We start from the raw sequence: 15119 nt of genomic DNA on the forward strand, positions 1-15119 counted from the left end.
GGTCAGGTCAGGTTGCCGTTGGCTTCTCCTCCCCTTGCGGCATGCGGGTGGCACCGCAGGCTGCAAGTGACGCCGACGAAGTCGGCTCGATGTGGCAGACACGGAAATGCTCAGGGTGGCGACCCCGAGCGGTGGTGATGGGTGACTTGGCGAAGTCACCCGGTGAGGCGACCCGATGGGTCGCCTTTTCGCTTTCGCCCCGAGCCTGAAGACCACTGCGGTGTGACCGTGGCGACGGTCCCAACGTTGACCCTGCCGAGGCGTGGCGTGCCTCGTGCCGGCCCGAAGCGCGTGAGTCCAGAGCCTCCACAGGACGGCATCCGGCGAGAAGAGCGCGAGCCCCACTCTCCGGAACCACCCCATGCATCACACCAAACATCACGGGGCACACACTATCCTTAAATGGATCTGCTTGAGGCTGAACCTTTGGAGCGTGTCTAGTGGCAAGGTTTTCGGAACGGCCCTGGCCGTCACAGCCTGGCGTGACGCCTGGTGTGGAGGAGCAGGACCTCCGGACGTTCGCCGCGTACGAGCCGGATCTACTTCGGGGGCGCCAGCTCCGTCTGTCAGCCGAACTTGCTGCAGAGGTTGCCGAAGTGGACCGGCTGGTTCGTGCCTTCAACGACGCCGCGCCGACCAGTCCTCATCTGGAGTCTCTGGCCCGTTTCCTTCTCCGGTCGGAGGCGGTGGCGTCCTCGCGCATCGAAGGCGTGGTGGCTTCCGCCAGAGCAATCGCTCACCTTGAGTTGATGCTCGCGACCAAGGCCGGCGATGATCAGCGCACCCACCGCGGCATCAGCGACAGCGCACGCGAGGTTGTCAACAACGTTCTGGCCCTGCGCCGTGCCGTCACTGCGCTGTCCGAGACCGAGGCAGTGTCGGTTGACGACATCAACGGCCTACAAGCCGCCCTGATGGTGGAAACAGAGCAAGACGAGTCATCGGGGTTTCTAAGGACCGTTCAGAACTGGGTAGGAGGCAACGCTTACGGGCCGCACGGAGCGGAGTATGTGCCACCCACCCCTGACGCGGTAGGTCCTCTCATGGACGATCTCGCTGCCTTCATCTCTGAAGATCACCCGCTGCCCCTCGTCCAGGCCGCCCTTGTTCACGCGCAGTTCGAAACGATCCACCCCTACAACGATGGCAACGGTCGAACCGGTAGAGCCCTGATTCACACGGCACTCGCCAGGCAAGGCCTCGCGGTTGGACATGTCCTGCCGATCTCCATGTCTCTCTTGGCTCATGCTCGCGAGTACATCGCCGGCCTCAACGCGTTCCGTTACGTGGGTGAGCCCGACAGCTCCGCCGCGGCCGCTGGAGTTGATGCTTGGATTCGTGTGTTCCTGGCGGCTACCCGCGATGCCGTCGCAGAGGCTCGGCGCTTCACCGACGAGCTAAGCCAGATGCGGAGGGCCTGGTACGCGAAACTCGCCCACTACAGGGAGGGGCAGGGACTCCGTGGACAGCCTCGGAAGGGAGCTGCAGTTGTGCGGTTGATGGAGCAGCTCCCTGGCGTGCCGATTGTGACCGCGAGGGCTACGCAGTCGTTGCTCGGCATCTCCTTCGTCTCTGCCTCGAACGCCCTGGAGGAACTGGCTGGAGCCGGGGTCGTGCAGGTGAAGGAGGTGGAGCGAGGGACGCGTGCCTACTTGGCCACCGACGTGCTCGACCTGATCAATGGTGCCGAGCGTCGGCTGACGTACACGAAGTGGGACCTGCCCGAGCTCGACGCGTGGGTGTGACGGTTTCCTTTAACCCGGTGCGGCCTCGGTTAAAGGGAAAAGTGACTGAGGGTAGCCGGGTGTTTGCCTAGTGAGCCTCATGGTGCGCTGCGGCGGTGCGCCATGAGGCTCTCGGCCCCTGTCCCACGGATAGGAACAGGGGCCGAGAGGGAGATAGGCGGGCTGGGTTCGCTGCTTACTGAATCGTCGTGACCAGGTGCTTCTGGAAGAACTCCGACAGGTGCGTGCGCTCTCCCGGCAGGCTGGCAACGTACTCAGCAAGGCAGGCACTGACGATCTCGAAGGGCTTCGCCTGGATCCCCTGGATTGAGTCCATGAGGTCCATCATGCGGGTGAGGCGAGCGTTGACATCCTTGCGCAAGGAGCACACGGGCCGGTAGTTGTCCATGTTGGCGCTCTCGGGGTCGCTGAGGATGTACCTGCGGTACGCGAGACCCTTCTGGGCGAGTTGCCACACGTAGTCCCGCTCGTCCTCCATGGCTTCCATGTCGATGCCATCCGGGTCGAGCGGCCTCAGCACCGGTTCCAGCGCGGCATCGACGTAATGCGCTGGAGTTAGCTTCGGTCGCTGGAACGTCAACATTTTCAGCAGAGCCATGTCGGCGGTGCGCTGGGTGCCGACCTGGTCTGCCGTGAGGCCGTAGAGGTTGATGTTGCGGTTCTCGAAGGGCACAGCGTTCAGCTGAGAGGCGCTGTACACGGTCAACAGCGAGGCGTAGCCCGGTGCTTGCTGTGACAACTCAAGCATCGCTTGCTCATTGCGCTGGCGCGGCTCGTCCGGGTTGAACGGTTCGGCGGGCCTGCGTCGACCAGGCCGCCGGGCCGGGAGTCCGGACAAGGAAGCCGAGGTACGCAAGGCCGGCGCCGCACGCCGGTCAACTCTGGCCAATTCCGCCGTTTGCTCGGTGGGAGCTTCCTGAACCTCGACCGTGGACCGCCCGGAGGCGCCCTCCAGGGAAGAAGTTTCACCTACCGATCCGCTGCTCGGCTCTCCCGACCCGTGCGACGTCTCCCGCCCATTCTCAGCGGAGTCCCCCGCAGAATGGCCAAGTTCACCACGGAAAGCAGCGGGACCAGGTGTCGGGGTCGGCGACACGGTGACGCGGCTAGCAGTGGGCGAAGGTTCAGACTCGTCCGCAACAGGGCTGCGCTCCGACTCTTCGTCCTGCTGCGGAGGAACAACAGCCTTAGCAGCGGTCGACTTCGCCGTCGTCGGAGGCACGAAGGCGCGGACCGGGCGGAAGTCGTCCTCGTCTTCGTCATCGTCGTCGCCCCCGAGGTTCAGGTCGGGAACGATAAGGTGCTCCTTCTTGTCCGCCTGCTCACCCCGTTTGGTGTTGGCCTTGGGGCCGGTTCCAGTACCCGCCGTGCCGACGGTGGACTTGCTCATGACGCTCCCTGCATCTGCTTCTCACGGAGTTCGGCGTTGCGCTGGCGCACCCGGGTGATCACTCCTCGTGCCAGGTTCGAGTAGTCGTCCGCAAGATTGACGGACGACTGTGCATCCACGTAGCGACCGTTCTCGTCCCGAGGCCGGGGGACCAACTCGCCATTTTCGTCGCGGAGTTGCCCCGTGGCCGCCAGTGCGAACTCGCGGGCGGGGCGGCCGTGGTTGCGGCACAAGGTAGCGATGGAGCGGGCATCGCGTACGTACTCGTCCAGAATCAGTCCAGGATCCATGCCAGCGTCTGTAAGCAACTTCTCGATCTTGGCACGAACGTTGGTCAGCTCCGTGGTCGGCTCGCCCTTGACCTTTCGGAAACCCAGGAAGGCGATCGCAGTGAGCTGCGCCTCCGGGTTGAGGCGCCGGTTGGCGCGAATAAGCCGTGTGACGGTGGACAGACCCCGCAGAGCAGCATTGTCCGTGTTGTGAATGGGCGAGACGAGATGGGTGGATGCCGCCAGGCCGGCTCGCTGGATGGCTTTGTCGCCCGGGGCGAAGTCGAGCACGATCCAGCGGTACAGGTGGGAGATCTGCGCCAGAAGCAGAGCCAGCAGGAGATAGGCGGCGATGGCGTGAGTGTCGGCGAGCTTGTTGATGCGACCGGCGATATCGGAGCAGTGCCTACCCGAGATCGTTGCATCCAGGAACGGCCGAACGTTCTTGACGACCTTCAGGGGACCATCGTGAGTGATCGCATCACGGAGGGCCTTCCCGTGATCATTGAAGGCCGTTGCGTCCAGTCCCAGATCAGTCCTTCCGTCTCCGTTGGCATCAATCTCCATGTAGAGGACCGGAAGGGCGGACTTTCCTTGGCTGTCGCGGTTCGCTTGTTCCTCAGCCAACATGTAGGCCAAGTTGGTGGCCAAGGTGGTCTTTCCTTCGCCGCCCTTACCGATGGTGGAACCGATGACGTTCCGCAGGTAGGGGCGTAGCTGCTCGACGAGCGCCGCGAGCATGGCGTCATCTGACATGTCGTCGAACTCGGCGATCGCATCGAGTCGACTCTGCAGTTCGTTGTACTCGTAAAGTTCCAAGGCTTCTCCGCCGTCGCGAGATGGTCACGAGAACCACGCGCTGGCTAGCCCACAGTGGATGCTGTGATCCGCAATCGGCCCGCGTGTCCCTTCATGCTCGGGCGTGACCATACACGGGGCAGCGAGCGTGTGTCACGTCACGTCACATCGACGTGTCGCTCGACGTGTTGAGACCCCCAAGATCATTCTTCGCTTTCCTTGCTTCTAGCCCCTAAAGGCACAGAAACCCAATCTATTTACCAATGTAGAACCTATTTCAGTACGCGGACAATCGAGGAAGAAGGTGTTTATGGAAATGCCGATCTTCGCAGGTGAGTGCCTGAGTGAGTAAGTGAGTGATGTATGTGAATTTGTGAAACTCGCAGGTCAGGGGCCATTTTGCCATCTCTTGACGATTGGGTGGGCGGCCGGACGCTGGGCTTGGTCGAGACGTCACGTCTCGCTTCAAGGTCTACTCTGGCAGGTGAGCCGTGAAATACCGTGTGTGCGGAACGGTCAACTGGCGACGAAGTGCCTTACCGGCCGAAGCTGTTGCGTGAGCTTCGCCGGTCACCTCGAATTTCTGCACAGTCCGTGGAGTCGTCCGCCAAGAGACTGCACCTGAAAACTTGCGCCTTACAGGTGCCAGGGGCTGGCAACCACGCACGCGCCGGGCCCGGAGCTGCCAGCGTGGGCGCTCAGCGTGCTTGGGCGCTGAGGGATCGAGGGGGACCCATGGGTTAGCGGTTGCGCTGCCCCGCCCCGAGAAGGCTTTCGGTGGCGAGCTGCGGCTGGCCGGTCATCGGTGATCGAGCCCGGATCGATCACCGACGTCTCGCCGTTGGCCGTCACGGCCGCAATCGCGGGGAGCATGGTGGGAGTGGCCGGGGCCTGCCGCGTGCAGGGCACGGTGTAGAGGTCGTGCGGCAGCTGGCACGCGACTGCGCAGGCGTTCGACGCCGCTGGCGAGGGGAGCAGCTACGCGATCGGCTTCGACCTGTTGGCGGACAGGAGAAGCTCTTCAGCACTGCCGGCTGGGATTACGCCGGAGGCCGACCAGCGCTTCACCAACCTGGGGCTCTACGGGGCGGAATATGACGGCTTGCTGGTCAGGCCAGGGTGTTGTTGTAGGCGAGGTGGCCAGGAGCAAGCCCGAAGGGCGGCCGAGTACATCGTCGGGTCCTCCGTGCACCCGGTACAGGGGCGGTGCCACGGCGGTGGGCGTGAAAGCTCATGGGGAACGTCTCGTGTCAGCGCGAGAAAGTGCGCTGCCGGGTGTCACACCGCGGTCGGGATCAGCACCTGTAGCAGGTGAAGGGGCGCTCGCTCCTTCACCTGCTGTTGTTCTCGACCCAGGAGGGTTTCGTTGACTGTCGCTGTTCCGACCTCGTCCGTACTGCCCGAGGGCGTCCTCGCTTTCGTCCGGCATCCGCCGGCCGCCCGTCTCGCACGCTTTGCCCAGGCACGCCAACTGCTGGGCGAGCCGGGGGTCCTGCCTCTGCTGGAGGAGGCCGTGCACGTTCCGCAGCTGCGTGCGGGTGTCCTCGCACTGGCTCAGGTCGATGTCTGCGATGCCCCGGACACGGTGTTCACGACGCGGGCCGAGCACTGGATGCGTGTCGCCCGGACCACGTGGCAGGAGTCGGCGGCGTTCCTCGCCGACGTGGCCTGGCAGGCGCGGCGCGACGGCCGCCGCGTGAGCGAGGAGATCCCCAGTGGTGCCGCCCCTGCCGGCGACGCCGTGACCGCCCGTACCCGTATCCATCTTCTGGGGCTCGCGCTGCGCTACGACTTTCGACGGGTCGCGCTGGAAGAGGTGCTGCGCGCTCACCGCGGTCCCTGGGACGTCTTCAGCCACGCGCTGTTCGCCTTCGCGCTGCTCGGCCAGTCGAAGCCGCAGGGGCTGCAGGCCATGGAGGACGTCCTGGCCGACGCCGGCGATGACGTGAAGGTCCTTCACACTCTGCTGCACGGGTTGTGGCTCGGCGATGGACTGCCCCAGCGCCACCAGCACATGCTGGGGATCCTGTCTCGTCCGCCGTTCAGGGGGCGCACCGACGCTGTGGCGCTGTTCCGGGAGGCCGGCGTCCTGCGGGAGATGCGGTGCTTCGGTGAGGCCCTGGCCACCATCGACCGGGCGCTGGAACTGCTGCCGCCCGGCGACCCGGGAGTCCATGACGACCTGGCTCGGGAACGCGCGCTTGTTCTCCTAGCCCGCGACGTGTGCGACCGGACGCACGACGCTTCCCCGGTGCCGGCGAGCGGGTGACGGCACGCCGTTCGGTGGGACACGCCGGGCTGTGCCGTCCGGGCGGAGGCCCGGCCGAGGCCGGCCGGACCTCCGTGCTTCACTCCGGCATGTCCGCGTAGGCGAGGTGGGCCAGCCGCAGCACCGTCGGACTGCCCAGGAGATCATCGGGGTCCCCGTGGGCACGGTAGAGGGCCAGTGCCGTGTCGGCGAGGGTGAGCAACTCCTCCCGAGAGAAAACGACGTCGGGGTTCAGGGCGTGCGAACGGCCTTCGTCGAGGTCGTCAAGGATGAGTGCCAGGCGCTGAAGGAGCGGCCTGGCCTCCGGCGGCAGCGGCGTGCGGGCGTGGACGGCATGGTGCTGCTGGTCGAGGGTGTGGCAGGCGAGGGCCAGGAGCACCAGGTCCGTCGTGGTGAGGTCGTCTCGTGTGACGGGCAGGACGGCGGAGTCGGCCAGGCCGAGCGCCTTCCACACCCCCGTGGGGGCGCGGCCGCCGGGACCGGGACTGGGGCCGGCGGCGCACCGAGGGCAGTGGCCGGAGTCGGTGAGGAACTCCGCGCACTCGGCGGCGTCGCACAGGCCGGTCTCGGCGAGTGTGGTCACGGTGAAGCGCAGCCACAGCAGGCCGTCGCCGGTGCACACGTTCAGGGTGTCGGAGCGGGTGCTCCATACGCGGCCTGCGGGTTGGGCGCGCAGCACCCGGCGGGCGGCCAGCAGGACGTCCAGGCCCGGCAGTTCCTGTTGGTCGCGGTTGCCGGGGGACTGCCAGCCGTTGCCGGCACGGACGTGGACGGTGTAGTCGGCGTCGGGGTCGATCAGCTGGCGGGCGCCGGCGTAGGCGCGGTCGAGGGTCATGCGCGGGCTCCGTGGGGGAGGGGGTGTTCGTTCTTTCCGCCGTTGTTCACCTCGACGAGCAGCAGACCGGGCGTATCGGCCTGGTCTTCGATGTGCACGTAGGGGACAGGTGCGTGGGCGCCCCACTGGGCGCGGCGGATGAGAACGCTGACGCCGTGGACCTGGATCTCGTAGACGTCGCCGGGGGCGTCGTCCTTGGGGGATGGGGCGGCCACGGTGATCAACGCCTCGCGGATGCGGTGGAGTTCGGGGTCGGTTGTGAAGGTCCCAGGGGCCGTCGGTGTGGGGGCGGGGGAGTAGGTGGCGGGGTCAAGTGCGAGGAGGGCGTCAGCGACCGCGGAGGACAGGCCGCTGGGGAGGAGACTGGAGTTTTGCATCAGGGCGAGCTTGTCGAGCGGGGTCTGCGCGCGGGCGATCGCTTCGAGCACCTCCTGGTCCTCGGCGTCGTCGCACGCCCAGTGCCGGGCTTCGGCGAGGAGGGCTTCCAAGAGGGAGAGGGCTGCGTCGTGGGGGTTCATTGGGACCTTGGGTCGGGCGGGGCCGGGCTTGCAGGACTGGGCCCCGATACGGAAGGAGGGTGCGGTGGGGGCTTGTGTCAGGTGGTGGCCGGTTGCTTGTCGGCGGACCGCTGGGCGAGAGCGGCGCGGCCCGGTTCGGTGATCAGGCAGACGTTGCCCTGGTACTCGGCCAGGCCCGCCCGGACGAGCCGGGAACAGGTTGCGTGGGTGTGCCCCCGGGTGCCGACGAACCACGCCATGGCGGTGGAGTCGAGCGGGCAGGTGTCGATCTTGGCGAGGGCGTCCCACATCGATGGCGTCATGCGGTGGGCGGTGGATTCGGTGACGGCGACCGTGACGGTGGTGCGCGTGACGGCGGTCAGGATGCTGGTGGTGGTGAGGGTGTTGCCCATGGCGGGGGTCCTTCCGGGGGGGCGGGGGCCGTGCGGCGGACGCGGCCTCCGACGGGCGGGCTGGGTCAGGCGATACGGAGGCTGGGCGGGGCGAAGGTCACCGTGAGGACGTCGTCGTCGCCCACTTCGTGCTCCAGGGCGTGGTCGACAAGGAAGTTCCGGCACTGGCCCGCCCAGCCGAGGTCGACGGTCCGCTGGGTGCCGTCGGCCAGGACGACCTGGGTTTCGTCGGCGAGCCAGACGTAGCCGTTGTCCTGCTCGGTGGTGTCGAAGGCGGCCGAGACGGGTGAGCCGTGTTCGGTGAGGGTCTTCTCGTCCAGTGCCGCACGGACGGCGCCTTCCACGTGCCGGGGCAGCACCTGCTCGATGTGCGCGTTCATCAGGCGCTCCGCCCAGTGGTAGACGGCCAGCAGCGTTTCGAACGGCAGCTGGTCGTCCAGCTTGACGGGGGCGGACTTGAGCGAGTCGCGGATCAGGTCCACGACGGCGTTCGCGGCGTGCTCGGTGTCCTGGGCGGTTTCGGTGGTCTGGAGTACGGCCAGCGGCTGGGAGTCGCCGGCCTGGAGGGTCAGGTTGCCGTTCGCATCCACGGCGACGACGAAGCCGATGTGCTTGCCGTCGCGGTGCCGGATCGAACCGGTGGTCCGCGAGGGCCTGGTGTGCACGAACTTCCAGTCGTGGCCGAGAAGGTCGATGATCGCCGCGCCGAGTACTGGAAAGACGGAGACGGTGCTGGTCATGCGGGTGAGTCCTTCTGAGAGGGGAGGTCGAGGCGTGGCCCGTATGGGTGAGGGCGGGCGGCGCGCGTCTTCGTCCCGGCGCGCGGCGACGCTGGGGGTCAGGCCAGGGCGGGGTCGCGGATGATGTCGGCGACTCGCTGCGCGAGTGCGGGCAGGTCCTCACCGGCGGTGTCCCAGAGGATGTGCCGGTGGTCGTCGCCCTCCACGTACAGCTCCGGGCTCATGTCGCCGACGTCCCCGACAGCCAGGAGGTAGTCCTCACCGACGGAGTGCTGGATGAGACCGCTGGTGTTGTGAAGGCCGGGCTCCGCCCACCAGCCGCTTCCGAGGAGGTGAGCAGCAGAGCGGGCGATCGCGAAGACGCTGAACTCGTGCGCGGCACCGGGGTTCGGGGTGTCGCTGCGGACCGCGTCGTCGAAGAGGGCGACGGCGGCGAGGACGGCGTACTTGACGGTGCGGACGTCCAGCGGTGCGGGGGCCGTGCTGGTGGCGAAGCTGTAATTGACGTTCTGGATGTGCTCGTGGGCGTGGTCGCAGGCGAAATAGCTGTCGGTCCACGGCCCGGGGACCTCATGGCTGCGGCCGGCGTAGTGGCCGGAGTTGGCGTAGGCGGTCATCTTGCTCACGGCGCGGCTCAGGTCGCACAGGGTGCTGGCGGTCGGGTCGGTGACGAACGGCGTCAGTGCGGTGCGGACGGCCGTGGCCAGTTCGGATGCGGGGGCAGGGTTCATCGGTGCTCCGTACGGCGGCAAGGGGGAGCGGCGGTGCGGCTCCGGAGGTGTGTGGGGTGGAAGGGAACGGCGCCCTCAACACCCATAACACTACACATTGAAATGCAAATAAGCAACACAGGTGAGAGGTGGAGGCCGTATCTCTGCCCTCAGGGGAAGCCGGCCACCGAGCGCTCCTGCCCGTTCACGGGGCCTGTGGAGCACCGCCGTTCAGTCCGTCAACGAGAAGATGAAGCCGCCGGTGGCCCGGAGCCGCTTCCACGAACTACGCCCGGAGCACTGCGCACTACGAGGTGGCTGGCGGCTGGCCGGGGTGGTCAGGCAAGACGGACGACGCCGAGGTGAACGCTCTGGCCGCACGGCAGGCTTCCTCGCCCGTCCAGTCCGCTGTCGGTCCGCCACGTCCGGACGCTTTCCAGTCCCGCCCCGGCGGCAGCGGCGACGCTCTTCAGGTCGTCACCGCACACGGCTGTCGCCAGCAGCCGGACCGTGAAGCCCTGACCGTCGTCCTCCACCCACAACTGGGCCCCAGGCAACAACTCCTGGTCCAGTGCGGCCGTCCACGGGACCAGCGTCCTTAGCAGTCCGGCTCCCGCAGCCGTCGATGTCGCGCGGAGCCCGGTCGCGGCGCCGCGCACCGGGGCGTCCACGGCGGCGACCAGGACCACGCCGTCGTCCAGATCCGCCGTGAGCACGCCGTCGTCACGATCGTCGGTCCGGCCGGCCGCCTCGCTGCCCGTCACCGCTGCCAGCCGCGCCATGCTCACCGAGGCGGCCGGCCCGCTCGCGCACACCTCCGCCTGCACGTCGCCCTCGCTCATGCACAGCCGGACCGGCTCCAGCGGGCCGCATCCATCCAACAGGCGGGCAACCGCTTCCACGCAGCGGGCCAGGGAGAGTGACATGGCCGCCATTCTCGCCTCCGCGAGGCCGAGGCGTTGCGTTGTCCGGCCAACGGGTCTTCGTCCCCGCGGCAGGCCCTCCGGTTTCGGACAACCCCGGAGCCAGGCTGATGCGCGCGGCTAACATGACCGGGCCAGGAGAGCCGGTCCTGGCGGGATTCTCCCCGCGAGCGCGGGGACGCGGCCCGCTCCGGTACGGGCCGGTCGTCATGCCCGCCAAGGGCTCCCGCCGCCTCCTGGAGAAGCCGTACCGTGCGCACCCTCACCATCCCGCTGAACGCCGCCTCGCCGCGCGCCTGTCTGGTCCTGGCCGACACCCCGGCCGGTGTCGCCCTCTGGCTGTCCGAGCCGGATTTCCGCACCGTCCGCGACCAGCTCGTGCACACCGCAGCCCTCGCCCGGCACCACCTGGCAGAACTGGGCGAGTTCCTCCTCGGGTGCCCGGAGCCCGACTACGAGGCCGGCCCCGGCCACGACCGGGCCACCTGGCTCGCTCACTTCGTCGCCGGCAGGCCCCGGCCGCCTTACACCGTCCTGGACCTGCGGCTCAACCGCGGCCGCGTGGACGTGCGGTCCGGCCCGCCACAGGGCCTGCTGCGCAGCCTCGGCCCGACAGGCAGCCCTCTGCTGCTCGCAGCCCTCAACGTCCCCGTCCTCCAGGCCGGCGAGAATCCGGCAGATCACGCCGCCGGGGCCAGGACGTACCTCGGCCACGTCCACCATCTCGGCGACCGGCTGGCCCGCACCCGCCCCGCGGCCGCCTGAGCCCTCTCTCACCGTTCCTCCCGCAGAAGGGGAAAAGTCCATGACCGCCAACCGCCCCACCGTCCTGGCCGACACTATCCGCCCGGCCCTGCCGACCCCCCTTCACGCCAGGCTGTGGAACCAACTGGCCCGAGGCGTCTTCCGCGGCTCCGTCCGCCGCGACGGGGCCCCCGGGAGGCGCCTGCTCGACCTCGCCCGCCAGTGGGAAGAGGAGGGCCTGGTCACCGTTCACGCCCTGGGCCGTGGCGGCTGGGTCGCCGACCTCGTACCGGCCCTGCGCCAGCCGGCCGAGCCGACCAGGGCGCCCGCGGTGCGGCTCGGCGTCCTGGGTGACCAGTACCTCGACCGGACACGGGAATCCGACTTCGACCGAGCAGCCCTGGACGCCGTGAAACCCGCCGTCTGCGACGTCTTCGGAGACGGAGCCCGCCACTTCACCTACGAACCCGTGCGCACCGACTCCGGCGAGCTGGCGGGGTGGACGTGGAAGCACCTCCACCGCGCGCACTGGGTGACCGTAGACGCGGAAGTCTCCCCCAACGACATCACCGACGAGGAGATCGCCGACTGGAACGCCGCGAAGTGGCCTCACCGACGGCGCGCTGCCGAGCCCTCGGTGGATCACCCGCCACGGCACCCTCAGCACCGACGTCCGCTACCCCCACCTGCACACCCAGCGGCTGCGCGAACTGACCGAGCAGACTCCCGCGCAGCGCGAACTCATCGAGATGAGCTACGCCCACGCCGTCGCGAAGGCATCGACCATCCCCTCCTGACCCCGGGCACGCTCCCGGTCGGCGGTCAGCTGCCCGCGGCAGCCGTGGGCCGGGTGTCGGTGACCGGCCTGAGCCACGGCACCGCGTCGTGGGCGTAGCTCTGGAACTGCGGGACGAGGTCCGAGGAGTCGTCCAGGGCACTGAAGTTGAACGCGATGCTCACGGCGCCGTTGCCCAGGGCGCACAACTGGCTCCCGCAGTCGGGGCAGCGCCCGCGCCGGGTCTCCTGCGGGTAGGTATAGACCCGGGCTGAAAGCCGCGACGGGAGAGGGGTTCCACGGGACGCGTCGGCCTCATCGCAGCGCTCGTGGAACCCGGCGTCGTGGACACGGGAGCGGTGAATCCGTCCGGACGGAGCCCGCGTTCCGGCCGTTCAGGCAGAGGCGGAGAAGCACGCCGACCCCGAGGCGCGTGCGCTGCTCCTTCACCGACAGCAGCGGATGGTCCTTGAAGCGACGGCCGGCCCGACCTCGCTTTCGTCGTTGCAGAAGCGCGCAGCGACCAGACCCCCCGGGCAGGTAGTAGCGGTACATCTGAGCGGTCTGGATGACCACATTCACTGTCATCCAGACCACGTCACACGGCTCTGAGCTGCAAGAAAAGGCCGATCAGTACCACGTCCCGCCAGGCGGGAGAAGCGGCCGAACTTCTTCACCGGGGCCCGCCGGGCGGGAAGCGACGCCGGGCCGGACGCGAATGTCATCGCTCTCCGGCAGCACGCACACCACGACCCGGACGCCACCAATCAGCACCACTGAGTATCACCACGCGCCAAGAGACGAGCACTACCAAGGAAGCACCGCCTACAGCAGCCCCCGGCATCCGTCGGGGGCTTCGTCGTGCTGCCCGGAGGAACCCATCGTGCCGACCTTCGAGACCCTCCCCCGCTTCACCGTCGACCTCCATCACCTCACCCCCGCCCAGCGCCGGCGCTTCCGCCGCGTCGTCCTGGACGCCTTCGTCCCCGACCTGCGCGCCGGCCGCCAGTTCCGCCCCGGCTTACGGATCAAGCGCGTCCGCTGTGCCCCGGGTGTCTACGAATTGACCTGGGCGCCGGACGGCCGCGCAACGTGGTCATACGGCCGCGAGCGGATCGCGGGACCGCACATCGTGTGGCACCGGGTCGGGACCCACAGCATCCTGGACCGATCCCTGACCGAAGGCCGTCTTGCGGGGCAGGGTCGCCGGTTGGTTGGCTGATCGTCCCGATGACCAGGAGGGGACACAACGTGGCAGCGAGCGAGACCGTGACCGAGTCGGATCACCTGAAGTCGTTGATCATCAGCACCGCGTCGGCGCTCTGGGAGGATAAGGACGCGCTGGGCAAGTTCCTCGACGTCGTCCGGCGCAGCGAGACCTTCGCCCCGCTCGCCGACACGCTGGAGCGGTCCGAGGTCCGGCCCGCGAAGCCCTCCTTCTACGGCGTGACCAGCCGCGAGTTCCAGGAGTGAGCCCCGGCCGGGCGCGCCGGCCTCCGTACGAGCACAGAACGGCGGTGGCCCCTCATCACCCCCTGCGGGTGGGAGGCCACCGCCGTTTCCAGTGGAAACGCTCAGGCCGCCAGATCGACGAAGCCGAGGCGCGTCATCACCTTCCGGTAGTCCACGGAGGGCACCGAGTTGGGCAGGAGGATCGGTAACGGCACCTCGTCCTCGTAGAGCTTCTTGGCGTCGGCCGAGTACCGGATGTAGGGGAGCGGCACGAAGCTGTACATGCCTTCCGGAGGAGGCCGGTCGAGCGGCTGTCCGAAGCCGCGCCCTCGGTCCGGGCGCCTTCGCGAAGGCGCCCGGGCGGCAGTGGGTTTCGCGGGGCCGGTCAGTGGTGGGCCTTCGCCGCCTCGGCGGTGAGCTCGTTGTGCACACGCAGCGCCGCGGTCGCGTACTCCACGGGCGACGGGTTGGTGCCCTGCACGCCCGTCAACGCCGCCAGGAAGCGTGCGTAGAGGATCTGGTCGGCGTCGTCAACGGCATCCTCGATCAGCCTGAACGCGCTCGTCGTGAAGCGCTTGAGGGCCAGCGGCCGTGCCTTGCGGCCGGCCATCCCCGGCCTGTTGTCGCGCTCGACCACGCACTCGGCGTGCGTCTCCGTCACGGCGACAACGCGCAGCATCCGCTCGCGGTCGACCATGTCGGGGGCCATGTCCTGCCACAGCTGCCGGGCCCGGACGGGGCCGGCGGCGGAAGAGACGGGGGAGGGGGTGGCGCTCATGGAGAACTCCTCAACGGGGGCGAAGGGTTGGTGCCGGGCGGCGGGCGCGCCCGGGGACGAGCGTAGGAGCGGGGGCCTCAGGCCGTGGCCCTGGGGGCGGGAGCCTTGCGGATGCGGAGGTTCTCCGCCTGGATCTCGGCGCAGAACCTGCCGATGAGCACCCACAGCGGCATGGACAGCCCGTCGAGCTGGTCATGGAGGAGCCGGGCGGCTTCGTGCATGCCGTGCTGCGCGCGGACCACGTCCGTCTCGTCCAGGCGGCGCACCGTGCGCTCAAGGCACCGGCCGGCGCGAAGCACGTGGTCGTGGGCCTCGCGGCTGACCGTCTCCAGCCGCAGCGGGTGTGCCGGGGTGAACCGGGACGGCGGCGGCGGGGCCGGGTCGAACGCGGTCAGGCGGGCCGCGCTGAAACGCGTCGCCCACAGCTCCGCCATGTAGACCGCAGCAGCCTGCCAGGCGGCCTCGTCGTGCTCGCCGGTGCGTTCCTGGAACGTCGTGATCGCCCGGTCGAGGAGGGCCTCGGCGCGCTCCAGCGCGGAGCCGTGGCCGAGACGGAAGTCCTCCAGGGCCTTGGCTGCCTCGATCACGTGCACCTGGGCTGCGGGGGCGTGATCGGTGAGACTGCGGCGCATCAGGATGTCGCCGGCCTCCACGACGATCCTCGACCCCTCAGCAGCGGGTTCCCCTGGCTTGGGGGACAGAAAGGGCATGGTGCGTACTCCTCGGGTGTCATGTCGGACGCGGGAGGAAGGTCCCGGCGGGCCAGAAGACGGGCAAGTTC

At 68.4% G+C, this 15119-nt stretch carries 17 protein-coding genes; 6 read left to right on the top strand and 11 right to left on the bottom strand.

Translation table 11 applies throughout. The annotated features are described in order from the left end of the window. The first annotated feature begins 494 nt into the window (after window positions 1–494). The gene (locus RI578_RS41495) at window positions 495–1745 is read left to right on the top strand and encodes a Fic family protein (protein ID WP_310876181.1); all 1251 of its coding nucleotides are present in this window, start codon (window positions 495–497) and stop codon (window positions 1743–1745) included. A 175-nt stretch (window positions 1746–1920) separates the two neighbouring features. On the opposite strand, the gene RI578_RS41500 is transcribed toward RI578_RS41495, so the two are convergent. Both RI578_RS41500 and RI578_RS41505 read right to left on the bottom strand, forming a co-directional pair. Further along, window positions 1921–3135: a hypothetical protein gene (locus RI578_RS41500; RefSeq protein ID WP_310876182.1), complete on the bottom strand. Its 1215-nt coding sequence runs from the start codon at window positions 3133–3135 to the stop codon at window positions 1921–1923. Then, window positions 3132–4223 carry a ParA family protein gene (locus RI578_RS41505; protein WP_310876183.1) on the bottom strand — a complete coding sequence of 364 codons (1092 nt, stop codon included), beginning with the start codon at window positions 4221–4223 and terminating at the stop codon, window positions 3132–3134. The genes RI578_RS41500 and RI578_RS41505 overlap by 4 nt, the downstream gene beginning before the upstream one ends. 1345 nt (window positions 4224–5568) lie before the next feature. Here RI578_RS41505 and RI578_RS41510 point away from each other — a divergent pair. Further along, entirely contained in the window at window positions 5569–6471 is a 903-nt protein-coding gene (locus tag RI578_RS41510; RefSeq protein WP_310876184.1) for a hypothetical protein, read from the top strand. 79 nt (window positions 6472–6550) lie between these two features. Here RI578_RS41510 and RI578_RS41515 read toward each other — a convergent pair whose 3' ends face one another. The 6 genes from RI578_RS41515 to RI578_RS41540 form a co-directional block, all read right to left on the bottom strand. Next, window positions 6551–7306 carry a hypothetical protein gene (locus tag RI578_RS41515; RefSeq protein WP_310876185.1) on the bottom strand — a complete coding sequence of 252 codons (756 nt, stop codon included), beginning with the start codon at window positions 7304–7306 and terminating at the stop codon, window positions 6551–6553. Further along, window positions 7303–7824, bottom strand: coding sequence for a hypothetical protein (locus RI578_RS41520; protein ID WP_310876186.1), 522 nt, complete (start codon window positions 7822–7824; stop codon window positions 7303–7305). The genes RI578_RS41515 and RI578_RS41520 overlap by 4 nt, the downstream gene beginning before the upstream one ends. Before the next feature lie 77 nt (window positions 7825–7901). Next, complete coding sequence (locus RI578_RS41525) at window positions 7902–8216, bottom strand: hypothetical protein (RefSeq protein WP_310876187.1); 315 nt, start codon at window positions 8214–8216, stop codon at window positions 7902–7904. A gap of 65 nt (window positions 8217–8281) precedes the next feature. After that, a complete protein-coding gene (locus RI578_RS41530) occupies window positions 8282–8956 on the bottom strand; it encodes a hypothetical protein (protein WP_310876188.1) in 675 nt (224 codons plus the stop codon). Between the two features lie 98 nt (window positions 8957–9054). Then, the gene (locus RI578_RS41535; RefSeq protein ID WP_310876189.1) at window positions 9055–9687 is read right to left on the bottom strand and encodes a hypothetical protein; all 633 of its coding nucleotides are present in this window, start codon (window positions 9685–9687) and stop codon (window positions 9055–9057) included. Between the two features lie 317 nt (window positions 9688–10004). Beyond that, window positions 10005–10592, bottom strand: coding sequence for a hypothetical protein (locus tag RI578_RS41540; protein WP_310876190.1), 588 nt, complete (start codon window positions 10590–10592; stop codon window positions 10005–10007). 249 nt (window positions 10593–10841) lie between these two features. On the opposite strand from RI578_RS41540, the gene RI578_RS41545 reads away from it, so the two are divergent. The 4 genes from RI578_RS41545 (at window position 10842) to RI578_RS41560 (ending at window position 13581) form a co-directional block, all read left to right on the top strand. After that, window positions 10842–11354: a hypothetical protein gene (locus RI578_RS41545; protein ID WP_310876191.1), complete on the top strand. Its 513-nt coding sequence runs from the start codon at window positions 10842–10844 to the stop codon at window positions 11352–11354. A gap of 40 nt (window positions 11355–11394) precedes the next feature. Beyond that, on the top strand, window positions 11395–12228 hold the full coding sequence (locus RI578_RS41550; protein ID WP_310876192.1) for a hypothetical protein: 834 nt from the start codon (window positions 11395–11397) through the stop codon (window positions 12226–12228). Window positions 12229–12991: 763 nt separating this feature from the next. Further along, complete coding sequence (locus tag RI578_RS41555; RefSeq protein WP_310876193.1) at window positions 12992–13330, top strand: hypothetical protein; 339 nt, start codon at window positions 12992–12994, stop codon at window positions 13328–13330. Window positions 13331–13359: 29 nt separating this feature from the next. Further along, window positions 13360–13581 (top strand): hypothetical protein, encoded by a 222-nt coding sequence (locus tag RI578_RS41560; RefSeq protein ID WP_310876194.1) that lies wholly within the window; start codon window positions 13360–13362, stop codon window positions 13579–13581. Between the two features lie 101 nt (window positions 13582–13682). Here the strand turns inward: RI578_RS41560 and RI578_RS41565 are convergent, their stop codons facing one another. The 3 genes from RI578_RS41565 to RI578_RS41575 form a co-directional block, all read right to left on the bottom strand. After that, window positions 13683–13844, bottom strand: a complete 162-nt coding sequence (locus RI578_RS41565; RefSeq protein WP_310876195.1) for a hypothetical protein — start codon at window positions 13842–13844, stop codon at window positions 13683–13685. 101 nt (window positions 13845–13945) lie between these two features. Next, window positions 13946–14338 (bottom strand): DUF6354 family protein, encoded by a 393-nt coding sequence (locus RI578_RS41570; RefSeq protein ID WP_310876196.1) that lies wholly within the window; start codon window positions 14336–14338, stop codon window positions 13946–13948. A 77-nt stretch (window positions 14339–14415) separates the two neighbouring features. Then, the gene (locus RI578_RS41575; protein ID WP_310876197.1) at window positions 14416–15048 is read right to left on the bottom strand and encodes a hypothetical protein; all 633 of its coding nucleotides are present in this window, start codon (window positions 15046–15048) and stop codon (window positions 14416–14418) included. Window positions 15049–15119 lie beyond the last annotated feature (71 nt).

The sequence above is a fragment of the Streptomyces sp. BB1-1-1 genome (assembly GCF_031597775.1).
GTDB lineage: Bacteria > Actinomycetota > Actinomycetes > Streptomycetales > Streptomycetaceae > Streptomyces > Streptomyces thinghirensis.

Bases quoted from the DNA above. Each gene is read 5' to 3' on its own strand.
- RI578_RS41530 (WP_310876188.1), bottom strand. From the start codon at position 8,956: ATGACCAGCACCGTCTCCGTCTTTCCAGTACTCGGCGCGGCGATCATC.
- RI578_RS41565 (WP_310876195.1), bottom strand. From the start codon at position 13,844: ATGTACAGCTTCGTGCCGCTCCCCTACATCCGGTACTCGGCCGACGCC.
- RI578_RS41540 (WP_310876190.1), bottom strand. From the start codon at position 10,592: ATGTCACTCTCCCTGGCCCGCTGCGTGGAAGCGGTTGCCCGCCTGTTG.
- RI578_RS41525 (WP_310876187.1), bottom strand. From the start codon at position 8,216: ATGGGCAACACCCTCACCACCACCAGCATCCTGACCGCCGTCACGCGC.
- RI578_RS41515 (WP_310876185.1), bottom strand. From the start codon at position 7,306: ATGACCCTCGACCGCGCCTACGCCGGCGCCCGCCAGCTGATCGACCCC.
- RI578_RS41520 (WP_310876186.1), bottom strand. From the start codon at position 7,824: ATGAACCCCCACGACGCAGCCCTCTCCCTCTTGGAAGCCCTCCTCGCC.
- RI578_RS41535 (WP_310876189.1), bottom strand. From the start codon at position 9,687: ATGAACCCTGCCCCCGCATCCGAACTGGCCACGGCCGTCCGCACCGCA.
- RI578_RS41500 (WP_310876182.1), bottom strand. From the start codon at position 3,135: ATGAGCAAGTCCACCGTCGGCACGGCGGGTACTGGAACCGGCCCCAAG.
- RI578_RS41570 (WP_310876196.1), bottom strand. From the start codon at position 14,338: ATGAGCGCCACCCCCTCCCCCGTCTCTTCCGCCGCCGGCCCCGTCCGG.
- RI578_RS41550 (WP_310876192.1), top strand. From the start codon at position 11,395: ATGACCGCCAACCGCCCCACCGTCCTGGCCGACACTATCCGCCCGGCC.
- RI578_RS41575 (WP_310876197.1), bottom strand. From the start codon at position 15,048: ATGCCCTTTCTGTCCCCCAAGCCAGGGGAACCCGCTGCTGAGGGGTCG.